This is a genomic window from Bacillus sp. L381 (assembly GCF_030284525.1).
GTDB classification, from domain to species: Bacteria; Bacillota; Bacilli; order Bacillales; family Bacillaceae; genus Bacillus; species Bacillus amyloliquefaciens.
Window position 1 is genome coordinate 3,454,824 of the sequence record NZ_CP127224.1, and the last position, 26,120, is coordinate 3,480,943.

General features: G+C 46.2%; 31 protein-coding genes. 6 read left to right on the top strand and 25 right to left on the bottom strand.

All coding sequences use genetic code 11. The features are described 5' to 3' along the window. Nucleotides 1-43: 43 nt before the first annotated feature. The gene (gene ftsW / locus QRX25_RS17725) at nt 44-1,198 is read right to left on the bottom strand and encodes a putative lipid II flippase FtsW (protein WP_212099611.1); all 1,155 of its coding nucleotides are present in this window, start codon (nt 1,196-1,198) and stop codon (nt 44-46) included. A 164-nt stretch (nt 1,199-1,362) separates the two neighbouring features. On the opposite strand from ftsW, the gene QRX25_RS17730 reads away from it, so the two are divergent. Then, on the top strand, nt 1,363-1,938 hold the full coding sequence (locus tag QRX25_RS17730) for an undecaprenyl-diphosphatase (RefSeq protein WP_013353885.1): 576 nt from the start codon (nt 1,363-1,365) through the stop codon (nt 1,936-1,938). A gap of 16 nt (nt 1,939-1,954) precedes the next feature. Here the strand turns inward: QRX25_RS17730 and QRX25_RS17735 are convergent, their stop codons facing one another. Both QRX25_RS17735 and spoIIQ read right to left on the bottom strand, forming a co-directional pair. Next, nucleotides 1,955-2,377 (bottom strand): VanZ family protein, encoded by a 423-nt coding sequence (locus tag QRX25_RS17735; RefSeq protein ID WP_212099613.1) that lies wholly within the window; start codon nt 2,375-2,377, stop codon nt 1,955-1,957. A gap of 90 nt (nt 2,378-2,467) precedes the next feature. Continuing rightward, on the bottom strand, nt 2,468-3,337 hold the full coding sequence (spoIIQ, locus tag QRX25_RS17740) for a stage II sporulation protein SpoIIQ (RefSeq protein WP_014471139.1): 870 nt from the start codon (nt 3,335-3,337) through the stop codon (nt 2,468-2,470). Between the two features lie 131 nt (nt 3,338-3,468). Here spoIIQ and QRX25_RS17745 point away from each other — a divergent pair, with 131 nt between their 5' ends. After that, on the top strand, nt 3,469-3,966 hold the full coding sequence (locus QRX25_RS17745; RefSeq protein ID WP_212099615.1) for a GNAT family N-acetyltransferase: 498 nt from the start codon (nt 3,469-3,471) through the stop codon (nt 3,964-3,966). Continuing rightward, a complete protein-coding gene (locus QRX25_RS17750; protein ID WP_065982530.1) occupies nt 3,963-4,412 on the top strand; it encodes a DUF5362 family protein in 450 nt (149 codons plus the stop codon). The genes QRX25_RS17745 and QRX25_RS17750 overlap by 4 nt, the downstream gene beginning before the upstream one ends. Nucleotides 4,413-4,443: 31 nt before the next feature. On the opposite strand, the gene QRX25_RS17755 is transcribed toward QRX25_RS17750, so the two are convergent. Continuing rightward, nucleotides 4,444-4,881, bottom strand: coding sequence for a DUF5392 family protein (locus QRX25_RS17755; RefSeq protein ID WP_065982531.1), 438 nt, complete (start codon nt 4,879-4,881; stop codon nt 4,444-4,446). 220 nt (nt 4,882-5,101) lie between these two features. On the opposite strand from QRX25_RS17755, the gene cls reads away from it, so the two are divergent. Then, a complete protein-coding gene (cls, locus tag QRX25_RS17760; RefSeq protein WP_065982532.1) occupies nt 5,102-6,550 on the top strand; it encodes a cardiolipin synthase in 1,449 nt (482 codons plus the stop codon). Between the two features lie 136 nt (nt 6,551-6,686). Then, nucleotides 6,687-7,073, top strand: a complete 387-nt coding sequence (locus tag QRX25_RS17765; RefSeq protein WP_065982533.1) for a DUF5362 family protein — start codon at nt 6,687-6,689, stop codon at nt 7,071-7,073. A gap of 38 nt (nt 7,074-7,111) precedes the next feature. Here QRX25_RS17765 and QRX25_RS17770 read toward each other — a convergent pair whose 3' ends face one another. The 17 genes from QRX25_RS17770 to QRX25_RS17850 form a co-directional block, all read right to left on the bottom strand. Then, the gene (locus QRX25_RS17770; protein ID WP_212099617.1) at nt 7,112-7,753 is read right to left on the bottom strand and encodes an NAD(P)-dependent oxidoreductase; all 642 of its coding nucleotides are present in this window, start codon (nt 7,751-7,753) and stop codon (nt 7,112-7,114) included. Nucleotides 7,754-7,817: 64 nt separating this feature from the next. Further along, entirely contained in the window at nt 7,818-8,222 is a 405-nt protein-coding gene (locus QRX25_RS17775) for an Rrf2 family transcriptional regulator (protein ID WP_003151203.1), read from the bottom strand. Nucleotides 8,223-8,363: 141 nt separating this feature from the next. Continuing rightward, nucleotides 8,364-10,073: an urease subunit alpha gene (ureC, locus tag QRX25_RS17780; RefSeq protein WP_065982535.1), complete on the bottom strand. Its 1,710-nt coding sequence runs from the start codon at nt 10,071-10,073 to the stop codon at nt 8,364-8,366. Next, on the bottom strand, nt 10,070-10,444 hold the full coding sequence (gene ureB, locus QRX25_RS17785; RefSeq protein ID WP_212099620.1) for an urease subunit beta: 375 nt from the start codon (nt 10,442-10,444) through the stop codon (nt 10,070-10,072). Before ureB ends, ureC begins: the two co-directional genes overlap by 4 nt. Then, entirely contained in the window at nt 10,441-10,758 is a 318-nt protein-coding gene (gene ureA / locus QRX25_RS17790; RefSeq protein WP_013353896.1) for an urease subunit gamma, read from the bottom strand. Before ureA ends, ureB begins: the two co-directional genes overlap by 4 nt. A gap of 349 nt (nt 10,759-11,107) precedes the next feature. Beyond that, nucleotides 11,108-11,296, bottom strand: a complete 189-nt coding sequence (locus tag QRX25_RS17795) for a CsbD family protein (RefSeq protein WP_014472339.1) — start codon at nt 11,294-11,296, stop codon at nt 11,108-11,110. 73 nt (nt 11,297-11,369) lie between these two features. After that, the gene (locus QRX25_RS17800) at nt 11,370-11,849 is read right to left on the bottom strand and encodes a hypothetical protein (protein WP_065982538.1); all 480 of its coding nucleotides are present in this window, start codon (nt 11,847-11,849) and stop codon (nt 11,370-11,372) included. A gap of 122 nt (nt 11,850-11,971) precedes the next feature. Beyond that, nucleotides 11,972-13,102, bottom strand: coding sequence for a Rap family tetratricopeptide repeat protein (locus tag QRX25_RS17805; protein ID WP_065982539.1), 1,131 nt, complete (start codon nt 13,100-13,102; stop codon nt 11,972-11,974). Nucleotides 13,103-13,291: 189 nt separating this feature from the next. Next, the gene (moaA, locus tag QRX25_RS17810; RefSeq protein WP_115996680.1) at nt 13,292-14,317 is read right to left on the bottom strand and encodes a GTP 3',8-cyclase MoaA; all 1,026 of its coding nucleotides are present in this window, start codon (nt 14,315-14,317) and stop codon (nt 13,292-13,294) included. Nucleotides 14,318-14,334: 17 nt separating this feature from the next. Further along, nucleotides 14,335-15,123: a formate dehydrogenase accessory sulfurtransferase FdhD gene (gene fdhD / locus QRX25_RS17815; RefSeq protein ID WP_115996678.1), complete on the bottom strand. Its 789-nt coding sequence runs from the start codon at nt 15,121-15,123 to the stop codon at nt 14,335-14,337. Between the two features lie 94 nt (nt 15,124-15,217). Further along, on the bottom strand, nt 15,218-15,382 hold the full coding sequence (locus QRX25_RS17820; protein ID WP_190277775.1) for a hypothetical protein: 165 nt from the start codon (nt 15,380-15,382) through the stop codon (nt 15,218-15,220). Nucleotides 15,383-15,467: 85 nt separating this feature from the next. Then, the gene (locus QRX25_RS17825; RefSeq protein WP_014471147.1) at nt 15,468-16,148 is read right to left on the bottom strand and encodes a VWA domain-containing protein; all 681 of its coding nucleotides are present in this window, start codon (nt 16,146-16,148) and stop codon (nt 15,468-15,470) included. Nucleotides 16,149-16,456: 308 nt separating this feature from the next. Continuing rightward, a complete protein-coding gene (locus tag QRX25_RS17830) occupies nt 16,457-17,146 on the bottom strand; it encodes a VWA domain-containing protein (RefSeq protein ID WP_115996676.1) in 690 nt (229 codons plus the stop codon). 263 nt (nt 17,147-17,409) lie between these two features. Beyond that, nucleotides 17,410-18,444, bottom strand: a complete 1,035-nt coding sequence (gene spoIID, locus QRX25_RS17835; RefSeq protein WP_212099623.1) for a stage II sporulation protein D — start codon at nt 18,442-18,444, stop codon at nt 17,410-17,412. Between the two features lie 202 nt (nt 18,445-18,646). After that, complete coding sequence (gene murA / locus QRX25_RS17840; RefSeq protein ID WP_013353903.1) at nt 18,647-19,957, bottom strand: UDP-N-acetylglucosamine 1-carboxyvinyltransferase; 1,311 nt, start codon at nt 19,955-19,957, stop codon at nt 18,647-18,649. A gap of 33 nt (nt 19,958-19,990) precedes the next feature. Then, nucleotides 19,991-20,731, bottom strand: coding sequence for a YwmB family TATA-box binding protein (locus QRX25_RS17845; protein ID WP_212099626.1), 741 nt, complete (start codon nt 20,729-20,731; stop codon nt 19,991-19,993). Nucleotides 20,732-20,872: 141 nt separating this feature from the next. Then, nucleotides 20,873-21,103 carry a DUF1146 family protein gene (locus tag QRX25_RS17850; protein WP_013353905.1) on the bottom strand — a complete coding sequence of 77 codons (231 nt, stop codon included), beginning with the start codon at nt 21,101-21,103 and terminating at the stop codon, nt 20,873-20,875. Between the two features lie 172 nt (nt 21,104-21,275). Between QRX25_RS17850 and QRX25_RS17855 the strand changes: the two genes are divergently transcribed. Beyond that, nucleotides 21,276-21,746 carry a YwmA family protein gene (locus QRX25_RS17855; RefSeq protein WP_013353906.1) on the top strand — a complete coding sequence of 157 codons (471 nt, stop codon included), beginning with the start codon at nt 21,276-21,278 and terminating at the stop codon, nt 21,744-21,746. A 44-nt stretch (nt 21,747-21,790) separates the two neighbouring features. Here QRX25_RS17855 and QRX25_RS17860 read toward each other — a convergent pair whose 3' ends face one another. From QRX25_RS17860 to atpA, 4 genes are all read right to left on the bottom strand, one after another. Further along, entirely contained in the window at nt 21,791-22,189 is a 399-nt protein-coding gene (locus QRX25_RS17860; RefSeq protein WP_013353907.1) for a F0F1 ATP synthase subunit epsilon, read from the bottom strand. A gap of 23 nt (nt 22,190-22,212) precedes the next feature. Next, nucleotides 22,213-23,634, bottom strand: coding sequence for a F0F1 ATP synthase subunit beta (gene atpD / locus QRX25_RS17865; protein ID WP_065982546.1), 1,422 nt, complete (start codon nt 23,632-23,634; stop codon nt 22,213-22,215). A gap of 25 nt (nt 23,635-23,659) precedes the next feature. Next, on the bottom strand, nt 23,660-24,523 hold the full coding sequence (gene atpG, locus QRX25_RS17870; RefSeq protein WP_065982547.1) for an ATP synthase F1 subunit gamma: 864 nt from the start codon (nt 24,521-24,523) through the stop codon (nt 23,660-23,662). Nucleotides 24,524-24,598: 75 nt separating this feature from the next. Further along, nucleotides 24,599-26,107, bottom strand: a complete 1,509-nt coding sequence (gene atpA / locus QRX25_RS17875; protein ID WP_003151170.1) for a F0F1 ATP synthase subunit alpha — start codon at nt 26,105-26,107, stop codon at nt 24,599-24,601. Nucleotides 26,108-26,120: the final 13 nt, after the last annotated feature.

The window sequence follows — 26,120 nt, forward strand, 5'->3', positions numbered from 1 at the left end:
ACGCCCGGAGACAGCATGTCCCGGGCGTTTTTTTCAATCTTCATCAAAAAGAAGAAACCTTTTTTTCATGCGGGATCGGCCGCTTATGACGTGCGGTTTGTTTATTCGCATATGTACTGATATTGACCAGTATGCCGCACAAAAACAGCGTCATGATCAACGAAGAACCGCCGTAGCTGATAAACGGAAGCGGCACACCCGTGACGGGGAGAAGTCCGCTCATCGCTCCCAAATTCAATACAACCTGAAACATTAATTGAAACGTAATTCCGACGGCGAGAAGCTTCCCGAACGGGTCATCAGCACGCACGGCTGTTTTTACGCCGAGAAGCATTAACGCAAAATATAATCCCAAAACGATCAGAACACCGAATATCCCCAGTTCTTCGCTGATCACGGCCATAATGAAATCAGTATGCGCCTCAGGCAGATAATTCATTTTTTCAACACTGTTCCCAAGCCCTCTTCCGAAAAATCCGCCTCCGGAAATAGCAAAATAGGATTGAATCAGCTGATAGCCATCCCCGTTCGCATCACCAAACGGATTGGTAAAGGAAACGAGGCGCTTCACACGATAAGAAGCGGAAAATGCGAGATAAACGACCCCTGACACCGCCGTTGCCCCGAGCACGAACAAATGGCGCTTTTTCAAGCCGGCACATAATAAAATCGAACCGCACGCCGCCAGGATTAAGGAAGCCGTCCCTAAATCAGGCTCAGCCAATGTCAAGATAAAAGCGGTCCCCAAAATCACTAAAGGCGGCAGAACACCTTTCACAAATTGATGAATGTACGGCTGCTTTTTCGTATAAATTGAAGCGAAATACAAAATCATCGCGATCTTCGCCAATTCAGACGGCTGTACGACAAGCGGTCCCGCTCCCAGCCATCGGCGGGAAAAATTCCGCTCCAGCCCGATTCCCGGTATCAACACGAGCAGCAGCAATAACAGCGAACCGACCACAAACAGCGGTACAAGCCGCGCATACCGCTTATACGGCAGACAGGCGGCGAATAAAAATAAGCATATTCCGATCAGTAAAGAGGTTCTCTGTTTATGGAAGAAATAGGATGGGTCTCCGTACCGCTGAGACCCCATCACATCACTGGCGCTGTACACCATTAACAAGCCGAATCCGCAAAGCAGCATGATGACAAACACAAGCGGCAGATCGGCGTTTTTTAAACGTTTCAGCAACGGACAAAACTCCTTCGGCTATTCTTTTCCCTCATACTTGACGCACAGCAATACAGTCACGTTTCAATCTGTTTACTTTTTTATGATTATTTTTAATACCAATTGTGTCTCATAGAAAAAAGCATTACACTGTTCATATAAAATAAAGATAAAAGGTGATATTTGTGAATTACGAACTATTTAAAGCGATCAATGGTTTGTCGCACCATAGTGCCATTCTCGACTCTATCATGGTATTTATAACGGAATACTCCATTTACGCCTATGCCCTTTTCCTGCTTGCCATGTGGCTGTTCGGAAGCACAAAAGGCAGACAAAACGCCCTGTATGCGGGCTTCACCGGGATTGCGGCGCTTATCGTCAACTATCTCATCACAAAAGTCTATGTCGAGCCGCGCCCCTTTGTCGAGCATACGGTTCATACGCTGATCCCTCATGCCGCGGATGCTTCTTTTCCGAGTGACCATACGACAGGCGCTTTAGCGATTTCAATTGCGATTCTGTTCCGCAACAAAAAACTCGGCTGGCCGCTGGTGATTTTCGGCCTTTTGACAGGCTTCTCAAGAATCTGGGTCGGCCACCATTATCCGATTGATGTGCTCGGAAGCATTATTGTCGCCCTCGTTGTCGGATTCCTGCTGTTCAGATTTTCAAATGTGCTTCGTCCGATTGTCGATCTGATCGTGCGAATCTACGAAAGTATCGTTCATAAAAACAAATCGACAAACCATAATCTATAAAAAAAGCCGGCGTCTGTCACAGACTGCCGGTTTTTGTATGTTTGGCCGTATGCTTTTTCCTTTGTATAGCACAGAATGCGGCAGTGCCGAGACCGTCAATCAGCACATCGCGGAGGCATCCGTTTCTTCCGAAAAAGAGCTGGACGATTTCTGTCAAAAACGCGGCGGCCAATGCATACAGCACCGCCCTCTTCATGCGCCTGCGCTCTCTGAAAAACAAATAGGTGAGCACAAAAAACGAAAACGCGTGCCCGAGCTTTTGAATCGCCGCTTCCGGTATGGCCAGCTCCGCCATATCGAACACAAAGAAACCGGAAGCATCCGGATGGGGCGTGAAACGGAAGGCCACCGTCTGCGTCACAATCATATCGTGAAAGCTTTCAGTCAAAGCAGAAATGAAAACAAAGACGAGCCACCCCGCCGCCAGACATTTATTCATTCAGCATCTCCTCGTTTTCTACCAGTATAAAGGCACATGCGGCAAAATGAAAAGCGCCTATCAGAGCTGATAGGCGCTTAAGGATCACAGTTACTTGCCTGAATCTTTCATTGAACCGTCATCTTTACCATCTGTCTTGTCTTTTGTGCCGTCTTCTTTACCGCCGGGTTTTTCCTCGGTTTCTTGTTTAGGCGTCACATCTTTTTTCTCGGAAGACTGCTGAATGGCCCCTTCCGTTTCTTCTGTCACAGCGTTTTTCTCTTCAGCCGCCGCTTTTTCAATAGATGTTACCGGTTTGTCCATAAAGTTCAGCGGGTTCATCGCTACACCGTCTTTGCGGATTTCAAAGTGAACGTGATTTCCGCTTTCTTCACTGTAAAGATTTTTTCCTGATTTTCCGATGACTTGGTTCTGCTTTACTTTGTCGCCCTGGTCGACGCTGACTTCAGATAAAGACTGATAGACAGTAGACAGGCCGTCTGAGTGTTCAATTTCGACAACATATCCCAGTACCGGATCTTTAGCAGCTTTAACAACCGTACCGCTCAGAGAAGCAGAAACATCAAATGATTTTCCGTCTTTCTCAGCTAAGTCAATTCCTTTACTTAGGCTGTACGTGTTATTATAGTTAACAAGTGCTGCTTCTTTCTCTTTTTTTGCGGCATTAGTTTCGTAAAACTTTTTCACAACAGAAACATTTTCAGAATGAGCAGCCGGCATTGCGACGTTTTCCATTGACTTGCCTACTTCGACGGCATCGTCTTTGCCGTTGTCATACGCGGAGTTTCCGCCGTTATTCGTCAGATTGTCCTTCACATCATTTGAAACGGATTGATACCAAAGGACAGCTGTTAAAATGACGGCCGCACTGACTAAGTAGATTGCAGGGAATATCCAGCGTTTGCGAAAGAACCGCTGAAGTTTTTTGACTTGAGAAGTTTTCTTTTCTTCCTCTCTCATTTGTTCATCACCTCAGCAACATTCTGAACACTTTTCTGAAAATATATACACATCTATAAAAAACTTTTTGGAAGTAGTATGTGCAGATTGCTCTTAATTATGTAATAAAATGTGAAGGGAGATCCCGGAATATGAATTTAACCCTGCGCAAAGCCGTTTCGGAAGATTTAGATGCGGTTGTGGCCATATACAACTCGACGATTGCCTCACGAATGGTAACGGCTGATACGGAAGAAGTGACGCCCGAAGACCGGATGGATTGGTTTTTGCGGCACACGGACCGGCGCCCGCTGATGGTCGCGGAAGATGAGAACGGCAAAGTGGCGGCCTGGATCAGCTTTGAAACGTTTTACGGCCGTCCGGCCTATGACAAAACAGCGGAGATCAGCATCTATCTGCATCAGGATTGCCGGAGTAAAGGAGCGGGAAGCTTTCTGCTGAAAGAAGCTCTTGCGATCGCTCCGAAAATCGGCATCCGGAATCTGATGGCTTTTATCTTCGGCCATAATGTGCCGAGCATTAAGCTGTTTGAAAAATTCGGCTTTACTGAATGGGGCGTATTCCCGGGTATCGCCGAAATGGACGGAAAACGATATGACTTGAACATTTTAGGGAGAGAACTGTCATGATCAGCATCGATAAAGAAAAAGACGAAAATCAGCCGCTCAATAAAAAAACCCGTTCCCTTGCAGACATTGCCAAATGGGGAAAAATCACCGCCGTATTTCTTATCATTACGGGCTCTCTGTCCGCTCTGTCAGCCATAGTGACGCTGCTCGGAGCCATCCCGGGGGTTTTGCTCATCATTTCCGGCGTCATGCTGATGCGCTCGGCAAAAGCGGCTGCCGCCCTTCAGGAAGGCATAGAAGAAAACGCGGAAGAAAATATGCTCGAACATTACGCGTCCTTTATCAAAATGCAGTTTTTTTACGCTGTATCCAGTGTGGCATTGGGCATTATCGCTTTTATTTTAGTCGTCATCTTCGCTGTCATCGGAATTATGGCTTATCACAACACTGATACGTATGACACGCCTGATTCCTATTACTATGAGAACGACCCGGTGTTTGAATGACAAAAAGAGCTGATCGCGTGTCAGCTCTTTTTTAATACAGCATTTCTTTTTTCCGGTCTTCTTCCGTTAAAAATTCAATAAAACTCTTCATCGCAGACGGCTCCTCCGCAATCAATCGGGTATAGGCGTTTTTCCGTTCCTCGGACAGAATATTGCTTTTTCTGATTCTGTTCAGCATATACAGACGGATCGTTTTTTGCACCTGTTTCCGCTGATAACCGGCTTCTTTAAAAAACGCAAGACCCAAGGCCGCAAGGAGCGCAAAAATGCCGGCCGATACGAAAGCTCCTCTCCCGGAAGGAGCCTGAATCAAAAGCGATGCCAGATGAAACAGAGAAAAAGCGGCGAGCGGGAAAGCAAGAAAACGGTAAATGATGCTTTTTTTCATCAGCGGCGTGATGGCGATTTGGATTTTCTGAATTTCTTTTTTTATGAATCCCGGCAATTGTTCCGCATGTTCCAGCTTCATACCCTCTCCCCTTTGCTGTCATTTTTGTCTTCTTTTTCATATATGCTTATTTTACCGCACCCGGAACTTTCTTTGAAAGAAAACTGCATCCATCTTTGATTCCGGCTCTTTATTCTTTCAAAATGTCAATGTTATAATTTGAAATGGGAATCAGATTGCTGCACTTGTCGGAATACTAATGGGCACAGTCTTGATAAATATGATATAGCGGGGTTGCAAAGTGAGCATTTCATTTATTTTATTCGGATTTTTTTTCGTTTTAAATATACTTTTGGCCATCATCGTGATTTTCAAAGAAAGACGCGACGCCAGCGCTTCCTGGGCTTGGCTTTTGGTTCTTTTTTTTATTCCCATTTTAGGGTTTATTTTATACCTCTTATTCGGCCATAACCTGAGACGCAAGCACCTGTTTCAATGGGAAGACCGTAAAAAGATCGGGATTGAAAAGCTGCTGAAGTTTCAGCTGAAAGATCTGAAATCGAGGCAATTCCAATTTAACAACAGGGCGACTGTGGATAATAAAGACCTGATCTATATGCTTGTCATGAACAACCACGCTGTCTTTACAGAGGATAATTCAGTTGAGATTTTAACGGACGGGCGCGATAAATTCAAACGCTTAATGAAAGACATTTCCAATGCAAAAGATCACATTCATCTTCAATATTATATTTATAAAGGTGATGAGCTGGGAAAAAAATTGCGCGATGCCTTAGTGAAAAAAGCACAGGAAGGCGTAAAGGTCAGAGTGTTATATGATGAACTCGGTTCAAGAACGCTCAGAAAAAAATTCTTCAAACCGCTGCGGGATGCCGGCGGCCATGTGGAGGTCTTTTTTCCTTCCAGGCTGCGTCCGATTAATTTGCGGCTCAATTATCGGAATCACCGCAAGCTCGTGATTATTGACGGCGAAACCGGATATGTCGGCGGCTTTAACGTCGGAGACGAATATCTCGGCCTGAACCCGAAATTCGGCTACTGGCGCGATACGCACCTCAGGCTTCAGGGCACGGCGGTTCACGCCATTCAGACAAGGTTTATCCTCGACTGGAATCAAGCCTCCCATCACCATACGCTCACATACGTTCCGAATCATTTTCCGGAATGCGAGCCGAAGGGCAATGTGGGGATGCAGATTGTCACGAGCGGACCGGATTCAGAATGGGAACAAATTAAAAATGGTTATATCAAAATGATCTCAACGGCCAAACGGTCGATCCTGATTCAGACGCCTTACTTTATTCCTGACTCAAGTCTTTTAGACGCTCTCAGGATCGCCTGCCTGTCAGGCATCGACGTAAAAATCATGATCCCGAACAAACCGGATCACGCTTTCGTTTACTGGGCGACTTTATCTTACATCGGCGATCTTTTGAAAGCCGGGGCCTCGGTCTATATTTACGATAACGGCTTTATTCATGCAAAGACGATTGTCGTCGATGATGAGACGGCTTCAGTCGGTACGGCGAATATCGACGTCAGAAGCTTCAGGCTTAATTTTGAAGTCAACGCCTTTATTTATGACGTCACCATCGCGAAAAAGCTCATTTCTTCATTTAAAGAAGATCTGCTCGTCTCCAGAAAATATACGTATGAAGAATACCAGGAGCGTTCGCTGCGGATCCGCATCAAAGAATCGATTTCAAGGCTTCTGTCGCCGATTTTGTAATTCCCGGGTGTATCTCCGGGAATTTCTTATATAGAAACGGACACACGGCGGGAAAAAACACATTTTATATTCAAAAGAATGGCCGAATAGTGTATAAATGAAAAGTGAGTATTTTTTTGTAAAGGAGTGCCAAGTTTTGAAACCTGAATCAGTAAATCGTTCGCTTATTTCTATTTCGAAATGGGGAAAAGCGACAGGTATTTTGTTTATTATTATGGGCGCATTTGCGGCGCTGTCGGGTGCGTTTTTCTTCTTAATCGGAGCCATTCCAGGCGTTCTGCAGATCATTGCCGGCATTTTTTTGATGCGCTCTGCAAAAGAAGCGGGACAGATGGCGGAGCAGTTCAATGAACTGACAGAGGAACATATGCTGGAGAATTACGCGAAGTTCGTGAAAATGCAGGGGATCTATCTGATCGTGACGGTCGGCTTGTCCGTTCTCGGTATTGTTCTCTTCATTGTACTTATGACGCTCGGCATTGTTGACGGCGTATTTGATAACATTGATGCCAATACATATTAAAAAAGAAAATCCCGGCGCATCCGCCGGGGATTTTTTTCTTATTCCGCTTCTCCGACAACGGTAAAGCGCTCGTTTTGGTGCTTTGGATTTTCCAATTCATCCAACACGGCAATGGCATAATCGGCGTAGCTGATATAGCTGTCGCCTGCATCATTGACGATGAGTGTGTCTTTGCCTTTTTTGTATGCTCCCGTGCGTTTTCCGTTCGGATCAAACATTGCCGCCGGACTCAGAAATGTCCAAGAAATGGACTCGCTGTTTTCAAGGTCTTGTAAATTTTTCGTCTGCTGAAGCGCTGTCTGCAGATATTCTTTCGGAAATTCCGGCGTTTCAGCCAGACGTGTTGTTTTTGCTTCATCAACAAAGAGGCTGCCTGCTCCGCCAACGACAAATAATGTTGTATCTTTTGCTTCCTTGAAGATGCTGATTAGTGCTTTTCCCGCTTCAACATGCAGATGCTCCTTGCCCGCCGGCGCGCCGAATGCGTTGACTACGGCATCAAATGGCTTTATATCCTCAGCCGTCAAATCAAAGATGTCTTTTTCCACAACCGTGACATCTTGATCTTTTACGTTTGATGCATTTCTGACGATTGCCGCCACCTCATGGACGCGTTCCTTCGCTTCCTTCATAATAGCGCTTCCCGCTTTTCCGCTTGCTCCGATAATTCCGATTTTCATGTTCTTTTCCTCCTCATTTGTAACCATTATTGTTACACCTCTGGCGGCATGAAGCCATCTCTTTTTAACAAAAGAGATGATTCATTACATCATAAAGGGACTTGCTCGCCAATTCATTCTCCATTGCCCGCTGAACGCTTCCGAACGTCTCATCAAGCGCACGCTGAATATTTTTGCCGACCGGACAGTCCGGATTCGGATTATCGTGAACCGCAAAAAGCTCTTCCTTATTCTGCACCGCCCTGTAAACCTCCAGGAGGGTAATCTCAGACGGATCTTTTTTCAGGCTGGCTCCCGGAACACCCGCCCGGGATGTCAGAATACCTGCTTTTTTCAGCTGGCTGATCGTTCTCCGCACTACGACGGGATTGGTGTTTACGCTGCCTGCAATCATATCTGATGATGCCCGTTCATCCGTTGAGATCAGCGATAGAATGTGAATGGCCACAGCAAGACGGCTGTTAATCATGTTTTTCACCACCGTTGTAACCATAATAGTTACATTTCATTTGTTTGTCAACTATTAATATACACTAAATCAGGCGGGAGGATGAAATCAAGTTGGCAACAGAGGTGTAAATAGGCCGGCGGGAAACCGGCCGGAGAAGGATTAAAATAAGAAATAACGCTGTCCGAGCGGAACATAGCTGACGGGCTGGCATGCCAGCTCTTCTCCGTCGGCGAACACCTGATAGGTTTTCGGATCGACTTGTATATTCGGCATCGCATCATTCAGCTTCATGTCGAGCTTACTCAGCTTACGGATATTCCGTACGGGAGAAATCATTTTTTCAAGCCCGAGCTTTTCCGGTACGCCGTTTGCGATACCGGCCTGGGACATAAATGTAATAGAAGTATTGCGGTTCGCTTTACCGTATGAAGCGTACATCTGCCGCATAAACACAGGCTCAGGCGTCGGAATGGAAGCATTCGGGTCTCCCATTTGGGCGCGGGCGACCATGCCGCCTTTGAGCACAAGTTCAGGTTTGACGCCGAAGAAAACCGGGTCCCATAATACGAGGTCGGCGAGCTTTCCTTTTTCGACGGAACCGACTTCATGGCTCAAGCCGTGGGTGATGGCCGGATTGATCGTGTATTTGGCGATATAGCGTTTGGCGCGTACATTGTCATTGCCGTTTTCTCCTGAAAGAGCGCCTCGCTGCTTTTTCATTTTATCGGCAACCTGCCATGTCCGGATAATCACTTCTCCCACCCTGCCCATCGCCTGCGAGTCAGATGATGTCATGCTGATGGCGCCGATATCGTGCAGAATATCCTCCGCCGCAATGGTGGCCGCTCTGATGCGTGAATGACTGAACGCCACGTCTTCAGGCACTTTTGAATCTAAATGATGGCAGACCATCATCATATCAAGATGCTCGTCCATCGTGTTGACGGTATACGGAATCGTCGGCGTCGTAGAGGACGGCAGAATATTGGCGTAAGATGCGAGTTTCATAATATCCGGTGCATGGCCTCCGCCGGCTCCCTCTATGTGATATGTATGGATAACCCGGTCGCCGATCGCATCAAGTGTGTTTTCTAAAAAGCCCGCTTCATTAATCGTGTCTGTGTGAATCGCCACCTGAATATCCGCCTCATCCGCTACTTCCATGCAAGTTTTGATGGCGCTTGGCGTTGTTCCCCAATCTTCATGCAGCTTCAGGCCGATCGCGCCGGCTTCTGTCTGCTCAATGAGAGGCGCTTTATCAGAAGCATTCCCTTTCCCTAAAAACCCGACATTGATCGGAAATTGCTCAGCCGCCTCCAGCATTCTCGACATGTACCACGCGCCGGATGTACAGGTCGTCGCTTTACTTCCCGTCGCAGGGCCCGTTCCGCCGCCCAGAAGCGTGGTCACACCTGAAGAAAGCGCGACTTCCATCTGTTGCGGGCAGATAAAGTGGATATGCGTATCAACGCCGCCGGCCGTTACGATTTTTCCTTCACCGGAAATGACTTCTGTTCCGGCGCCGATGATCATGTGCGGGTCCACCCCATCCATGATATCCGGGTTTCCGCTTTTCCCCACGCCGACAATCCGGCCGTCCTTCACTCCGATATCCGCCTTGACGATCCCGGTATAATCCAGGATGACGGCGTTTGTAATGACAAGATCAAGCGCCCCGTCTTTTCCTGTGATGCGGCCGTTCTGTCCCATACCGTCCCGGATTGTTTTTCCCCCGCCGAAAATCATTTCTTCTCCGTAATTCGTGAAGTCTTTTTCGACCTCGATCCATAAATCCGTATCTCCGAGTCTGACTTTGTCTCCCGTTGTCGGTCCGAACAGTTCTGCGTATTGCTCGCGTGACATTTTCATCGGATTGCCTCCTCCATCCATCCGGCTTTTTTAAGATTTGACAGAGTCTTCTCTTTACCCCGCTCATCCATATACGTATCAGACATGCCGTTCAGACCTCTGACCGTTTTTCGTCCTCCGATTTCCACGAGCGTGACGGTTTTCTCTTCTCCCGGTTCAAAACGGACCGATGTGCCTGACGGAATGTCAAGACGCATGCCGATTGCTTTCTCCCGATTGAAGGACAGGGCGCCGTTAGCTTCCGCAAAATGAAAATGCGACCCTACCTGCACTGACCTTGTTCCGTTATTGGTGACTGACACCTCCAGCGTCTTTCGGCCTTCGTTAATGGTGATGGTCCCCTTTGCGACTTGAATGGCTCCCGGCTTCATGACTTCACCTCCGCTTTGATCGGCTGATGAACGGTGACAAGCTTAACCCCGTCCGGGAACGTCGCTTCCACCTGAATGCTGTCCAGCATTTCCGGAACGCCTTCCATAACGTCTTTTTCCGTCAAAACGGTGCGGCCGGATTCCATCAGCTCAGCAACGCTTTTTCCGTCCCTGGCGCCTTCCATCAGGTAACAGGTCAAATATGCGGCAGCTTCAGGATAATTCAGCAGAACGCCGCGCTCTTTCCGCTGTTTTGCGAGCTCGCCCGCTGTGAAAATAAGCAATTTTTCTTGTTCAACCGGTGTCAGTTTCATCGTATTCCCCCTTTTGATAGTAAACGCAATCCACATGGTCATACCGAAACGATGCAGGCGGTTACCACCCCCTTCACCTCATGAAATGTTAAGTGATAAAAGTTATTCGACGGCGAACAGCCTGATTCCTTTTGCAGAAATTCCCGATTTCTTATTTTTTTCTTAAACAAACGTTTAATCAAATGTGAAGAAAGATGCATTCTTTGTGAATATTATAAAGAAATTACCGGTAAATTTATAGAATATTTAAAAATTTAGTGAATATTAACCAAACGAACTGGAAATTCTGTCATTTCTCATAAAAAAAAGCCCAAAACATTTTGGGCTTTTGCAGGGTTTTCATTTCAAATTAATCGTCACTGAGTTTATCTTTCGTTTTGCCGACACCCTTTTGCAGGCTGCCTTTCGCTTTGTCTTTTTTACCTTCCGCTTTTAAGTCGGTCTTGTCTGTCATGTCACCGGCTTTGTCTTTCGCTTCCCCTTTCATTTTGTTCATGCCGCCTTTTACTTTGTCTTTTAAACCGTTATCTTGACTCATGATCTCTTCAGCTCCTTTTGTTCTTGTGTACTTGTTTTCTTCCCTTTCAGCCCGAACACAAACATGTAAACTCTCAATTATTGATTTCACAGCGTTCCCCGTAGCGGATCACTTTGTAAACGGCCAATCCGTCTGACAGCTTATTATCCCCATATTGGACCGGAAGAAGGGCAAAGAAAACATAATAAGTTGAAAAATAGACAAATTGGTAAAAAAATAAGTTTGGCTCAAGGACATCTTTTATGATCAGCAGATTTATTAAAAAAATAGAAGCGAGATTAAACAGACAGCCTCCGGAATAGACGAGCGCACTCGTCAGACGGTTATCTATCCGCAATTCGCCGAACTTGCAGAAAGAATCTATAAAGTAGATACGCCGAACCTGAATCGGTCCTACTTTTAAAAGACGTTTCCCCATTCCGATATCCAATGACGCCTTGCCTCCGAACAGCATCGCCATAAAACTGTGGCCTGACACATGGATGACAGACACCATCGGCAGAATGATGAGAAATGATACGAAAAACTTTATCATATCATTAAATCCGAACAACAAATCCCTCCTTTCCATCATTCTTTTTTCCCTCTTTTGCGATTTTTCCGATTTTTTCTAAGATCAAACGTCATAATGTGCATAAAAAAATAACCACCTGCCGATCAGATGGTTAAAGAAACTTATATATCGTATAAACATTGTTCTTTTTGAATGTTTTCTCTCATGCGAATCGCTTGTTCATAAAAATACGCCGCTTCTTTATATTGCTTATGGGCGCTTGTGTAAATGGCGGCCTCCAAGGCGAAATCTTCAATATACACATACAGCGATTTTTTATTCATATAATCAAACACTTCGTGGATTAAGTCCATATTGAGGGATTCCAGATAAAGCGCTTGTAAAAACTTATATTTCTCTAAACTGAATCGGTCGCCGCGTTCTTTCGCGATCATAACCCCTCTTTCATAATAGGCAAGGGCCGCTTCGTCATCATGCAGCCTGAAAAGGGTGTGTGTTAAGCTGAACAGCGCCTTCGGAAGCTGTTCAAGCTGATGCTCCTCAAAAACGGGAACCGCTTTTCTAAAGTAACGGGCCGCTTCATCCAGATCGCGCTTTTCAGAATAACAATTCCCCAGATTGTAAAGCGAAGACCCGATCAGGCGGGGCTGTCCTTCAAGCAAAGAAAGGCGGAGCGCTTCATCTAAATGATCGAGCGCTTTGTCGTAGTTTTTGCAGTCGATATAGTTTCCTGAGATGACGAAATGGCATTGAATCCTCCGCACTCTGTAAAAATCGTGTTTTATATATGTATCCAGCGCCTGAATCCCGTGATTCATGGAAAAATGAGTCTGCTTCATGACATAAAACACTTCAGACATCTTGAAATGGAATTCCGCCCTCTCTATATCATCCTCGACAAATGAAAGGAGTTTTTCCGCTTTCCGGTAAAAAGAAATAGCTGCAACATAGTTATTCTGATCGAATTCATACATCCCTCTGAACAAATGGAAATAATACTCAGACAGTCCCGATATGCTGTCCGTGCTTTCGATCGTCTTTTGCAGCTCGCTGTACTGAATTTGTGATTGTTCGGTGAAATCCGGCTTGACGTAATCAAGCATAATATGATGGCGGTAGCTGATCAGCTGATAATACAGCAGCAGCAGCTGGTCTTCCTCCATCCGTTGTATATCCTCATCAATTTCCTCTTTCAGCTTTATGGCATCAGCCGCTTGAAACGCTAAAATGTGCTTGTACCATTTGTTGATCTTGACTCCAACTTGAGATGACGGAATCTCGTATGCGGTCATGCCCCTTTCACAACCTTTTCTAATTTCTATTGGTTATATTTTAACATATTGTATGGCTTTGGAATTGAATAACTTGATCGTCCTGCATCAAAATTCCTATCATATATTTCGGCTGGCACCGGTATTTTTTGAACAGACCGCTCAGCTTCTTTTGAATAAAAAAGCCTGCCCTTGTTCGGGCAAGCTTCATCATCCGCCTATATAAGACATTTCGACTTTCTTTTTCCCATCTGTTTTAGAAAGCGCGCGGTCAATTGAATACTGATCCGTGCGGTTTTTCCAGACAGAAGCGATGGACTCCGTCAATTCGTCATCGGTCAGGCCGCCGCGCACAAGCTTCCTCACATCGTAGCCTGCGGAAGCAAACAGGCACGTAAACAGCTCGCCCCTCGCCGACAGGCGCGCTCTGTTGCAGGAGGCGCAGAATGCATCTGAGACGGAGGAAATCACGCCGATTTCGCCAGATCCGTCAAGATAGCGGAACCTGGAAGCGACCTCGCCTTTATAATTCGCTTCTACCGGTTCCGTCGGCATGTGCTGATTGATCAGATCAATGATCTCAGCCTTCGTGATCACGTCTTTTTTGTTCCATTGATTCGTATTGCCGACATCCATAAATTCAATAAACCGGAGAATATGACCCTTTTCTTTAAAATAGCGAGCCATCGGCAGGATGTCTTTTTCATTGACGCCTTTTTGGACAACCATATTGATTTTAACACCGAGTCCGGCCTCTTTTGCCGCCTCTATGCCTTCAAGCACCTTGTTCACCGAGACGCCGCGGCCGTTAATGGCCTTAAACCGCTCATCTTCTAAAGAATCGAGGCTGACAGTCACGCGGTGCAGCCCCGCCTGCTTCAGCTTTTCCGCATACACGGGAAGCAGTGAGCCGTTTGTCGTCATCGCAATATCTTTAAGCCCCGGGATGCGCGCAAGTTTTCTGATCAATTCAGGCATATCTTTTCTCATCAGCGGCTCTCCGCCCGTCAGCCTGATTTTTTCAACGCCGAAACGGCCGACAAACAGTTTCGCAAGCCTCTCAAGCTCCTCAAATGAGAGCAATTCTGTCTTTTGTAAAAATGGATAATCCGGTCCGAATAGTTCGGCTGGCATACAGTACGTGCATCTGAAGTTGCAGCGGTCGGTTACAGAGATACGGAGATCCCTGAGCGGCCTGTCCCTTTTGTCTGACACCCGGCGCGTTTCTGTATTCATAAGCCCAAGACCCCTTTCTATTGTTCAATCCGTTCAGGATGTGTATATACATTAAACGACCCGTTTCTGACAAAGCCTATCGCCGTGATGTTCAGCTCTTCCGCCATTTGCAGCGCAAGCTCCGTCGGCGCCGATTTTGAAATGACAATCGACACGCCGATTTTTGCGGCTTTTAATAAGACCTCTGAGGAAATCCGGCCGCTGAAAACAATCAGCTTGTCACGGACGGGCATTCCGTTTTTCAAACAGCAGCCGTACAGCTTATCGAGTGCGTTATGGCGCCCGATGTCCGTCCTCATGAAGAGCATCTTTTCCGTATCGCACAGCGCCGCATTATGGACGCCGCCCGTTTCCTGGAATGTGCCGCTCCCGCTTTGCATCTCCTTCATGAGGTGAAGACACGTCTCAGGAGTTATAGTGATGCGGCTGACGGCGGTTTTGGCCGTTTTTACATCCTGCTGAAAGTAAAAATGGCGGCCTTTCCCGCAGCATGAACCGATGACTCTTTTCGTATAGTCTTTTTGCTCAAGCACTTCGGGATTCGTCAGCTCCACATATGCAAATCCGAGACTTTCATCTATAGTAAAGCTTTTGATCTCTTTTTCAAAACGAATGACGCCTTCTGATGCGAGAAATCCGATCACGAGCTCCTCTAAATGATCAGGCGTGCAGACGAGCGTAACAAATTCCTGCCCGTTCACCATGACAGTCAATGGATACTCTGAAACCATCCGATCTGCCGTTTTTGTTAATACCCCTTTTTCATAGCGGTATATTTCTCTTACCGCTGTTGTTTTTTCATCCACTGTATTCCCCTCCGCAGTATCCTTCTCTTTTATTCTTCCACAATCCCTGTATTTTGTCGAATTTGCGGTTTAAAAAAAGAGCCCTCTTCGGACTCTATGTTTCGTTGCGGTGATGTCTGCTCAGAACGGTGAATAAAATAACTGCGGCGATAATGGCCAATATACTGACGAATATGAAGGCGGCAAGCTTCAGAAAAACTCCCAATAGAACAAAAACGACTGCCGCCAGCACTAATATAATGCCTGCTCCTTTTAACAACAGCGGTCATCTCCTTTTAGTCGTATCATTCCCTCGGTTCCGTTTTCTAAACAAAAAAGACGCCGCTCGGGCGTCCTTTTTTAACCTATTCTTTTGCTAAATCCTTTGCAGCGTCTTCCCAAGCCTGTTTGAACTCGGCCGCGCTGTCAGCTGAGACATATGTGCCGCCTCCTGCTTCCGCCGCTTTTTCAAGGCTTTCGCTTCCTTTCATGCCGAAGTTGAAGCCGATGATATTGACGATCGTGTTGACGTTCGCTTTACGGAGCTTTTGAATTTCAGCCTGAGGATTACCGCCGCATGTTTCTTCACCGTCTGTAATCAGGTATACGACGTTTTTCCCTTTAGCGCCGGCCCGCTCAAATTCTTCACGTGTATCAGAAAGCGCCTTTGCAATCGGTGTCCAGCCGGTCGGTTTAATCTGGCTGAGCGATTGCTCAAACGGAGTCACGGCGTACGGCTGAAGGCCGTATAAAGTTTCTGTCGCATTACATGATACGGCTTTTCCGGAGTTTTTATTATTGCCCTTATGGCCGAACACCCGGAGCATCAGATTTGTGTCTTCAGGAAGAACTTTCGCAAAAGAGGTGACAGAATCTTTCGCGACATCTATTTTACGCTCTCCCCCTGTTTTTTGTATCATGCTTCCGCTTGCGTCAAACAGCACAGCGACGTTTGTTTCCTCGTGCTTTTTCTCAGCCGCAAAAACAGGTGATCCGAGTGAAAGCGTCAAAAGTCCGACAATCCCCGCAGTAAACATTTTTTTCATTTCCTTCATTCCTCTCCATTTGTTTTTCGCCGATGGGCCCCGGCTCTTCTCTATGCTAGATGAGGAATATGCAAAAAGAAATAGGGCGGGATGCCTTTTGTGTGAGGGGCGGTACATCGTTAAAAATGAACAGAATTATGCGCTTCATCCTAGAAAGATTGGATAAAAGATGACAGATTTAATGCCTTTTTCGCCCTTTTTGTAATATAAGTCCGGAATCTGATTCTTTTTACAGTTTTCTCTTCATTTCTTCTTGAAAATTTTGTTAATTCAGGCGTAAAAAAAAGGGCCGAAAACGGCGCCTTTTCTTATTCCGCTAATGAACTCGCTTCTAATGTAAAGATACGGTTCATATCCTTTTGACTGTGAGCTTCGTAATATTTTCCTCCGCCCGCTCCGGCAATCGCGTGAAGCTGGCCATTGAAGCCTTCATTAAAGTCAAAGCCGATTACATTGACTTTAATATGCTGTTTGCGAAGTTCTTTCGCTGTCTTAATAGGATCTCCTCCGCATGTCTCCTCGCCGTCCGTTAACAGGTAAACGGATTTACTGCCGAGTTTGTGCACGCCGTTAAAAGAAGCCTTCGCATCCTCTAATGCCTTTGCAATCGGTGTCCAGCCAGTAGGCCCGATTCCGTTCAGAGAATTAAGGAAGCTCTGTTTGTCAAACTTTTGGAATCCGTATACACCGCGAATAGATTCACAAGACTGAACTTTTCCGGAGTTTTTATTATTGCCTTCAGAACCGAAAACCGTCATTCTGACATGTGATTTAGATTTAATTTGATCCGCAAAACGGACAATTTCATCTTTTGCCATGTTGTATTTAGAAACACCGTCTATCCGTTTCGCCATACTGCCGCTCGCATCAAGCAAAATGGCGGTATTGTTTTTAGGTTTAAAGAAAGAATTCTCGTTTGCATTCTCAGCAGCAAAAGCAGGAGATGCAGCAGTCAGCAGCAAACCGAACATGAGTATGAGTGAAAATGTTTTTTTCATTGCTTTTCCCCTTTTCAATAGATTTCCGTTCAACGTCGAACACTACCTATCGTAAATGAGTTGAAAAGGGAAATAAATAGGACGGGGTTCCTCATTATTTTTGCGTATATTCACATAGAAGCGGCATTTTTATCAGTGATTTTCACCCGGTGCGCAGCCATCTATCCGCATTTGTCAGCCTTTAGCCTTTCGTTATATGAGTCCGTTGGTTCCTTAACCGTTTATGGAATAGTTTTCCGAAAAAAAGACGCTGATGAAAGCGTCTACTTTTTCGCCATATATTTGCTTAAAAATGAATCTGCCTCGGAAATATCCACTCCCTGATAATAATGCTTGACGATGTCCGTCACGGATTTTCCCTGCTCCGCCATATAATTGGCACCGTACTGGCTCATGCCGACGCCGTGACCGAATCCTTTCGTCGTAATGGTGATGCTGCCGCCGGTTCGTTTCCATTCAAAGTCGGCAGAACGGAGTCCGAGTTTTTCCCGAATGTCTCGTCCCTTCAGCTTCTTGCCGTTTATGACGGCCGTCGCCACTTGATGTCCCGGCGTTCTGGCCGTAATCTGCCCCACCGTGTCTTGTCCTGCGAGCTGCACACCGAGCTTCTGCTGAAACTCCGGCACACTGAAAGTCTGGGTGGCGAGATATTTTGGCGATTTTTTATCCCAAGGGCTTTTCACGCTCTTTAAATAAGGAATGGCGCTTGTCCAATAGGCTTCCGCATTTTCCGTATACCCATTGCTTGTAGAGAAAAAAGATGCCTCAATCGGCTTGTTTTCATACGTTAAAATCTTTCCTTGCGTACCGGCCACCGCGTTTGTGATTTTCTTAAGGTTTTGCGCGTACTTAGAACCCCATTCTTTTTTCAGCTGGCTTTTGCTTTGATAGACTTGGAACATTTGCGTGTCATCCACCAGTGATCCTTTCGGGGCCTGAACGGCTGAGTTTGCGACCATCAGTCTGACGATGAATGTACGGGCAGCGAGCGCCTGGGCTTTTAAGGCCTCCGCTTTAAATTCTACGGGCATTTCGGAAGCCACGACACCGATCACGTACTCTTCAAGCGGGATGTTTTCTACAGAATGATTGGATGTCCGATAAACCGGAACGGATACAGGTGATTCTTTCAATGTTGTTTCTGCTCCTTTTGTTTCTCGTATGGTGTGTGCTGTTTTGTGTCCGGGCTCCCTGTTTACGGCTGCTCCTTTTTCGGCCTGAAACGGAAGGACGAGAATGGTGGGAACAAGAAGAATAAGTACACACAGCCCGGATAGTAGAAATACAATGGGTTTCATATATCAGCTGCCTCCTGCTTGGGATTCGACTCTACTTCATCTTATGGGCAGGGACAAGCTAATATGACTTCCTTTTGGACAGATTCTTTTATTCGATTATTTACGCGAAAAACGTATTCTTTTTTGGAATTCAGAGCATAATAATGATGATAAACCATATAAAAAAACAGTATGCCAGATTGACATACTGTTTTTGTAACCATTATGCGTTTAAGTCAGTAACGGCTTCTTTACTTTCTTGTTCAGCGGCCGTTTCATCGACAACACGCTCGATGTCAGCGCCGAGAGCCTCAAGTTTTTTATGGAAATCCACATAACCGCGATCCAAATGCTTCAGTTCCGTGACGCGTGTATGACCTTCAGCCACTAATCCCGCAAGAATCAGCGCCGCGCCCGCACGCAGGTCCGTAGCGGCAACTTCTGCGCCTTGCAGCTGTACAGGACCGTTAATGATCACAGAACGTCCTTCAATTTTAATGTCGCCATTCATCCGGCGGAATTCTTCAGCATGCATAAAACGGTTTTCAAACACAGTTTCAGTAATCATGCTTGTTCCGCTCGCACGGAGCAGCAGCGCCATCATTTGTGACTGCATGTCAGTCGGGAATCCTGGGTGAGGCATCGTTTTGATGTCGATCGGCTTCAGCTGTGCAGGACCGATGACACGAAGGCCTTCTCCTTCATCCGTAATTTTGACGCCCATTTCTTCCATCTTCGCAATTAAAGACGTAAGATGCTCAGGAACCGCACCTTTTACTAATACATTTCCTTCCGTGATAGCCGCAGCCACCATGAAAGTACCCGCTTCAATACGGTCAGGAATGATATTGTGTCTTACGCCGCGAAGCTTCTCGACACCTTCAATTTTAATGGTGCCTGTGCCGGCTCCGCGGATTTTTCCGCCCATCGCATTGATATAGTTCGCTAAGTCAACGATTTCAGGCTCTTTTGCCACGTTTTCAAGCGTTGTTGTTCCTTCAGCTAATGCAGCTGCCATAATCAAGTTTTCTGTCGCACCCACACTTGGGAAATCTAAATAGATTTTTGCGCCCTGCAGACGGCCTTCCACTTCTGCTTCAATAAAGCCGTTGCCTACTTTGATTTTTGCACCCATTGCTTCAAAGCCTTTTAAATGCTGGTCAATCGGTCTTGAGCCGATTGCGCAGCCGCCAGGAAGCGCTACTCTTGAATGACCCGTACGGGCTAACAGAGGGCCCATAACAAGCACTGACGCGCGCATTTTACGCACATATTCAAAAGGTGCTTCTGTTTCTAAAGCGTAAGAAGCGTTTACGGTAACTTCATTATTCTCAAAATGCACATCTGCTCCTAAATGACGCAACACTTCGTTAATTGTATATACATCGGAGAGCGTAGGTACATCACATATTACGCTTTTTTCTTCACTTGCTAATAAAGATGCAGCGATAACAGGCAAAACGGCATTTTTTGCTCCTTCAACTTTCACTGTGCCGTTTAACTTCTGACCGCCGCGGACGATGATTTTTTCCAAGGTATTCCCCTCCGCGTCCCTATATTCTCTATATTAATATTCAGTTGTCACGATTGGTGTGCCAACCGTAACGGTATGTTTTTCGCCCATTCCCGCACTTCTAAGCGCAATTTGCACATTCATCTTATGTTTCGATGTCATGATGTAATCTGTCCACTTATATGTAAATGCAGAAACAGAAACGAAATGAGGCTCAACTACATGTTCAACTGGACTTGCTTCAAATTCTTTCATGAGCTGTTCTGCTTTTTTTTGCAAAACAATACTCATATTATCATTTAAATGACCCTTTAGACAAGTAAAAATAAATACTTTATTTTGAAATATGTCATGTGCCTGCCGTTCAAACTGTTCATATGTATCATTCCAGTTTTCCGGTTGCTCCGGGCTCATTTGCTCATATAATAAATACGAAGTTGGGTTCTGATTTTTGAGGGTAGTGACGAGCTGCAGTTTAAAAGTTGTGTGATTTTTTTTGTCAGAATATGTGCCGACGGCCTTTATGATTTTATCTTCCTCGGCGGTTTCCCAATGATACTGCGGATTCTGCGTCTTCAGTTCTTTCACCTTGTCATCAAATTCACTCAGTGACAGGTTCAGATTTTCTTTCGCATGAAGCGTCCACTCATCAACAGTGACATGCTGCCGTTCCATTCCTTCGGCAATTTGGGCAAGCGGAGACAGCTCACTCGCATGAATGGAATGAAATACCGCAATTAAGGCGCTTAAAAAAACAAAAAACAAGATGATACGGCCTGCTCTTTTTTTCTTCATATCGATCTCTCCCCTTTACTCCCATTTTTGCCGGAGCCGGGGAAAGCGATACATGGAAAACTTCGTCAAAACTCGCCAAGCGGGTGAAGTAAAATTGGTTTCTCCCCCAGCGATTCCCTTCATTAAAACTGACGAAACTTCTTAAAACAAGTATGGAAGCTGCTTCGAATAGGTAAGATAATCTAAAAAGAAGTTGGCGACTGCCGTCCCGATCGCAATGGTAAGAAGAATAATCAGCAGCCGTGCCTGCACTATTTTTCCTTTTCGGATCAGCGGATCAAAGTTGACGGCCTGAAGCGCCCACCATGTCACCGCAATGCATACCAAGTGAATCAGGATGCTGATTGCGGCCTGCTGCCCCAATACATTCACAAATTCCATCTCCTTTCATTTTTTCCGCCCCTCATATCCTCTCTTATTATATAAGAAGAAGAGAGAAAGATGATCATTTTTACAGCAGAATTTTTATCCAAAATTAGGGGCAATCCCCGCTTAAATGTCCGTTCTCCGGCATGGTATACTTTTTTGGAAAGGAGATGGGAATATGAATCATTCCTTTTTTCATCCGGAAAAGCAGTATGGAGAAACACTGCCCGTATTTGACCACGAGTGGGAAGCGATTGCATTCTACTATGATTATAGACAGTCCCAAACAGAGGAACTGAAAGAATTATGTCAGTTTTTCAACATTTCTCTAGATTATTCACACGGCAGCCTGCAGGAATTGGAAACCCTTTACTTCCGCAGCATAAAAGAGCTGCTGCTGGCGGATTGGAACCTGCCGATTGACGAATTTGAGAAAATGCTCAGCGTGTATGTCATCGATTGCGCCATCAGACACCATGACGATGCCGAATGGATCGTCAAACCTTATCCGTACACGGACGGCGCCTATACGACGGGTGTGCGAAGAGGAAACAAAACGTGGCACACCGACAACTGCTGTGAACATTTATATCTGCAAAAAGAAGAGGATCATCCGCTTATCGGCGTCTATGAATCTCTTATGCGTTAATATAGAAAAAGAATCCTTCTCAGATAGCCGAGAAGGATTCTTTTTTAGTTTCCTGCAACATCCAATCTGTTTACAGCCCGCTGTAACGCAAGCTCAGCCCGACGAATGTCAGTATCATCTGATCGTTTGTTTAAACGGTCTTCCGCCCGCTTTTTCGCAGCAAGGGCGCGCTCTTTATCAATGCTGTCCGCTGTTTCAGCGGCTTGTGCAAGGATAGTGACCTGATCAGGACGGACTTCTAAAAATCCGCCGCTGACAGCCGCCAAGTCGGTCTGTCCGTCTTTTTTAAGGCGGACAGCGCCGATTTTAAGCGGAGCCACGGTCGGAATATGGCCCGGCAAGATACCGAGATCACCGCTCTCGGCTCTTACACTTACCATTTCAATATCAGCATCATATACTGGGCCGTCGGGAGTAACGATATTGACTTTAACGGTCTTCATGCTTTTACCCTCCTAGGACCAGATTAAACTTCTACACCCATCTCTTTTGCATTCTCAATGACTTCTTCAATGCGTCCCACAAGACGGAATGCATCTTCCGGAAGATGGTCATATTTACCGGAAAGGATTTCTTTAAAGCCTCTTACCGTTTCTTTAACAGGCACGTAAGAACCCTTTTGTCCCGTAAACTGCTCAGCTACGTGGAAGTTTTGAGAAAGGAAGAACTGGATACGGCGTGCGCGGTGAACGACAAGCTTATCTTCTTCGCCCAATTCGTCCATACCGAGAATCGCAATAATATCCTGAAGTTCTTTGTAACGCTGAAGCGTTGACTGGACTTCACGCGCCACCGCATAATGCTCTTCTCCGACAATTTCCGGAGCAAGCGCGCGGGAAGTGGAAGCCAGCGGATCAACCGCAGGGTAGATACCCATTTCAGTTAATTTACGCTCAAGGTTAGTCGTTGCATCCAAGTGAGCGAATGTCGTCGCCGGAGCCGGGTCAGTGTAGTCATCGGCAGGCACGTAGATCGCCTGGATAGATGTAACTGAACCAACGTTTGTAGACGTAATACGCTCTTGAAGCTGACCCATTTCTGTCGCAAGCGTCGGCTGATAACCAACCGCAGAAGGCATACGGCCGAGAAGCGCGGAAACCTCTGAACCCGCTTGTGTGAAACGGAAAATGTTATCGATAAAGAACAGTACGTCCTGTCCTTGTTTATCACGGAAATGCTCAGCCATTGTAAGACCCGTCAGTGCTACACGCATACGTGCGCCCGGCGGCTCGTTCATTTGTCCGAAGACCATGGCTGTTTTCTTGATAACGCCTGAATCGCTCATTTCGTAGAAAAGGTCGTTCCCTTCACGAGTACGCTCTCCTACACCGGCGAATACGGAAATACCGCCGTGCTCTTGCGCGATGTTGTTGATTAATTCCTGGATTAATACGGTTTTACCTACGCCGGCACCGCCGAACAACCCGATTTTACCGCCCTTGATGTAAGGAGCAAGCAGGTCAACAACTTTAATTCCTGTTTCAAGAATTTCAACCTCAGTTGAAAGCTCATCGAATGAAGGAGCTGATCTGTGGATCGGGTCCTTTTGAGCATCCGCAGGCAGCGGTTCATTTAAATCAATTTTATCTCCCAGTACGTTAAATACGCGGCCGAGAGTAACATCACCGACAGGAACGGAAATCGGAGCACCTGTATCAACGGCTTCCATTCCGCGCTGAATTCCGTCCGTAGATGCCATGGCAATTGTACGGACTGTATCATCGCCTAAATGAAGAGCAACCTCTAGCGTTAGATCGATGCTTACTTCATTTTCGCCTGAAGCTGGCTGTGAAACTTTAATCGCATTATAAATCGCAGGCAAGTGGCCGTCCTCGAAACGTACGTCGACAACCGGTCCAAGCACCTGACTTACGCGTCCTTTCTTCATCGCTATCCCTCCTGACAAAATCTTTCTATTCTAAAGCGGCTGCACCGCCGACAATTTCGGTAATTTCTTGTGTAATCGCCGCTTGACGCGCGCGGTTATATGAAAGCGAAAGTGAATCAATGAGTTCTTTCGCATTATCAGTCGCATTTTTCATTGCTGTCATTCTCGCAGCGTGTTCACTTGCTTTACTGTCAAGAAGCGCACCGTAAATTAAGCTTTCCGCATATTGAGGGAGCAGCACTTCGAGCACCTCTTCTTCATCCGGTTCGAACTCGTAAGAAGCCGTGCGCTTCCCGCCGCTCGTTCCGAAATCCGTTAAAGGCAGCACTTTTTTCTCCGTCACTTCCTGTGAAATCGCACTGACGAAATGGTTATATACCAAATGCAGTTCATCAAAAGCGCCATCGATAAACATTTGAACCGTCTGACGGGTCAAATCTTTAATCTGAGCAAAAGTGACCTCGTCGCCAAGCCCCACTAACTCAGACAAAATCGGGATTTCCCGTTTTTTGAAGAAATCGCGGCCGACTCTGCCGATTGCAATCACCGTGTATTCATCTTTAGACTGATGGCGTTCTTGAATGGTGCGGTAAGCGTTTCGCAGAACCGAACTGTTAAACGCACCCGCAAGCCCGCGGTCAGACGTAATGACGAGATACGCCGTCTTTTTCACTTCTCTTGAGACAAGCATCGGGTGTTTCGCGTTTTTCGCGCCTTTTCCGACGTTAAACACAACCTCCTGGATCTTATCCATATACGGAGCAAATGACTTCGCGTTGGTTTCCGCACGGTTCAGTTTCGCAGCGGATACCATCTGCATGGCTTTTGTGATCTGGCTTGTTTTTTTCGTTGACGTGATCCTTGACTTAATATCGCGTAATGAGGCCAAAGATTTCACCACCTTTATTCTTCATTTGCGTAAAAAGAGAGAAAAAGAGAACCTTTTTCTCTCATCTTCTAAGGGTTAGTTGCTTGGTGCAAATGTGCGTTTGAAGCCTTCGATTGCAGCTTTGAAGTCTTCATCAGCAGGAAGGTTTCCTGTTTTCGCAATGCCGTCAAGCAGATCTTTATGGTTTTGATCAAGGTACATGTAGTACTCTTCTTCAAAACGTCTGATATCCGCAACCGGAATATCATCAAGATATCCTTTTGTCAGCGCATAAAGAATGGCTACCTGTTTTTCAACCGGAAGCGGCTTATTCAAGTCTTGCTTCAGCACTTCAACTGTACGCGCACCGCGGTTCAGTTTCGCCTGAGTCGCCTGGTCAAGATCAGATCCGAATTGAGCGAATGCTTCAAGTTCACGGTATGAAGCAAGGTCAAGACGCAATGTTCCCGCTACCTTTTTCATCGCTTTGATTTGGGCTGATCCGCCGACACGGGATACGGATAATCCGGCATTGATCGCAGGACGCACGCCTGAGAAGAATAGGTCGGATTGAAGGAAAATCTGTCCGTCAGTAATGGAAATGACGTTTGTCGGGATATAAGCGGAGATATCTCCGGCTTGTGTTTCGACGAACGGCAGCGCCGTAATTGATCCTGCGCCTTTTGCATCACTCAGCTTGGCTGCGCGCTCAAGCAGACGGGAATGAAGATAGAATACATCCCCAGGGAATGCTTCACGGCCCGGCGGACGGCGAAGAAGCAATGACAGCTCACGGTAAGCGGCCGCTTGTTTGGATAAATCATCATATACGACGAGAACGTGCTTGCCGTTGTACATGAATTCTTCACCCATTGTCACCCCTGCATACGGTGCAAGGTAAAGAAGCGGAGCCGGCTGTGAAGCGGACGCCGTCACGACAATCGTGTAGTCAAGCGCGCCGTGCTTACGAAGTGTTTCCACTACGCCGCGTACTGTAGATTCTTTTTGACCGATCGCTACGTACACACAGATCATGTCTTGGTCTTTTTGGTTTAAGATTGTATCAATCGCAACAGATGTTTTACCTGTCTGGCGGTCCCCGATAATCAGCTCACGCTGTCCGCGGCCGATCGGAATTAACGCGTCGATCGCTTTAATACCTGTTTGCAGCGGCTCATGTACCGATTTACGGTCCATTACGCCTGGAGCCTGGCTTTCAATCGGTCGGGTTTTGCTTGTCAGAATCGGACCCAGTCCGTCTACCGGCTGTCCGAGCGGGTTGACGATACGTCCGATTAATTCTTCGCCTACAGGCACTTCCATGATGCGGCCCGTTCTTTTGACCTCATCGCCTTCACGGATATCTCTGTAAGGTCCTAAGATAACGATACCTACATTGGATTCTTCAAGGTTTTGAGCCATACCCAAAACGCCGTTTGAAAACTCAACAAGTTCACCGGCCATACAATTGTCAAGGCCGTGCACACGCGCAATACCGTCTCCGACTTGGATGACTGTACCTACGTCATGAACTTCAATTTCAGATTGGTAATTTTGAATTTGCTGCTTTATCAGCGTGCTAATCTCTTCAGCTTTGATGCTCACTTAGGTTTCACCC

Excerpts from the sequence above, each read along its gene's own strand:
- QRX25_RS17735 (WP_212099613.1), bottom strand. The coding sequence starts at position 2,377 with ATGAATAAATGTCTGGCGGCGGGGTGGCTCGTCTTTGTTTTCATTTCT.
- spoIIQ (WP_014471139.1), bottom strand. The coding sequence starts at position 3,337 with ATGAGAGAGGAAGAAAAGAAAACTTCTCAAGTCAAAAAACTTCAGCGG.
- QRX25_RS17745 (WP_212099615.1), top strand. The coding sequence starts at position 3,469 with ATGAATTTAACCCTGCGCAAAGCCGTTTCGGAAGATTTAGATGCGGTT.
- QRX25_RS17750 (WP_065982530.1), top strand. The coding sequence starts at position 3,963 with ATGATCAGCATCGATAAAGAAAAAGACGAAAATCAGCCGCTCAATAAA.
- QRX25_RS17755 (WP_065982531.1), bottom strand. The coding sequence starts at position 4,881 with ATGAAGCTGGAACATGCGGAACAATTGCCGGGATTCATAAAAAAAGAA.
- QRX25_RS17770 (WP_212099617.1), bottom strand. The coding sequence starts at position 7,753 with ATGAAAATCGGAATTATCGGAGCAAGCGGAAAAGCGGGAAGCGCTATT.
- QRX25_RS17775 (WP_003151203.1), bottom strand. The coding sequence starts at position 8,222 with ATGATTAACAGCCGTCTTGCTGTGGCCATTCACATTCTATCGCTGATC.
- ureC (WP_065982535.1), bottom strand. The coding sequence starts at position 10,073 with ATGAAAATGTCACGCGAGCAATACGCAGAACTGTTCGGACCGACAACG.
- ureB (WP_212099620.1), bottom strand. The coding sequence starts at position 10,444 with ATGAAGCCGGGAGCCATTCAAGTCGCAAAGGGGACCATCACCATTAAC.
- ureA (WP_013353896.1), bottom strand. The coding sequence starts at position 10,758 with ATGAAACTGACACCGGTTGAACAAGAAAAATTGCTTATTTTCACAGCG.
- QRX25_RS17795 (WP_014472339.1), bottom strand. The coding sequence starts at position 11,296 with ATGAGTCAAGATAACGGTTTAAAAGACAAAGTAAAAGGCGGCATGAAC.
- QRX25_RS17805 (WP_065982539.1), bottom strand. The coding sequence starts at position 13,102 with ATGACCGCATACGAGATTCCGTCATCTCAAGTTGGAGTCAAGATCAAC.
- moaA (WP_115996680.1), bottom strand. The coding sequence starts at position 14,317 with ATGAATACAGAAACGCGCCGGGTGTCAGACAAAAGGGACAGGCCGCTC.
- QRX25_RS17825 (WP_014471147.1), bottom strand. The coding sequence starts at position 16,148 with ATGAAAAAAATGTTTACTGCGGGGATTGTCGGACTTTTGACGCTTTCA.
- QRX25_RS17830 (WP_115996676.1), bottom strand. The coding sequence starts at position 17,146 with ATGAAAAAAACATTTTCACTCATACTCATGTTCGGTTTGCTGCTGACT.
- spoIID (WP_212099623.1), bottom strand. The coding sequence starts at position 18,444 with ATGAAACCCATTGTATTTCTACTATCCGGGCTGTGTGTACTTATTCTT.
- QRX25_RS17845 (WP_212099626.1), bottom strand. The coding sequence starts at position 20,731 with ATGAAGAAAAAAAGAGCAGGCCGTATCATCTTGTTTTTTGTTTTTTTA.
- QRX25_RS17855 (WP_013353906.1), top strand. The coding sequence starts at position 21,276 with ATGAATCATTCCTTTTTTCATCCGGAAAAGCAGTATGGAGAAACACTG.
- QRX25_RS17860 (WP_013353907.1), bottom strand. The coding sequence starts at position 22,189 with ATGAAGACCGTTAAAGTCAATATCGTTACTCCCGACGGCCCAGTATAT.
- atpD (WP_065982546.1), bottom strand. The coding sequence starts at position 23,634 with ATGAAGAAAGGACGCGTAAGTCAGGTGCTTGGACCGGTTGTCGACGTA.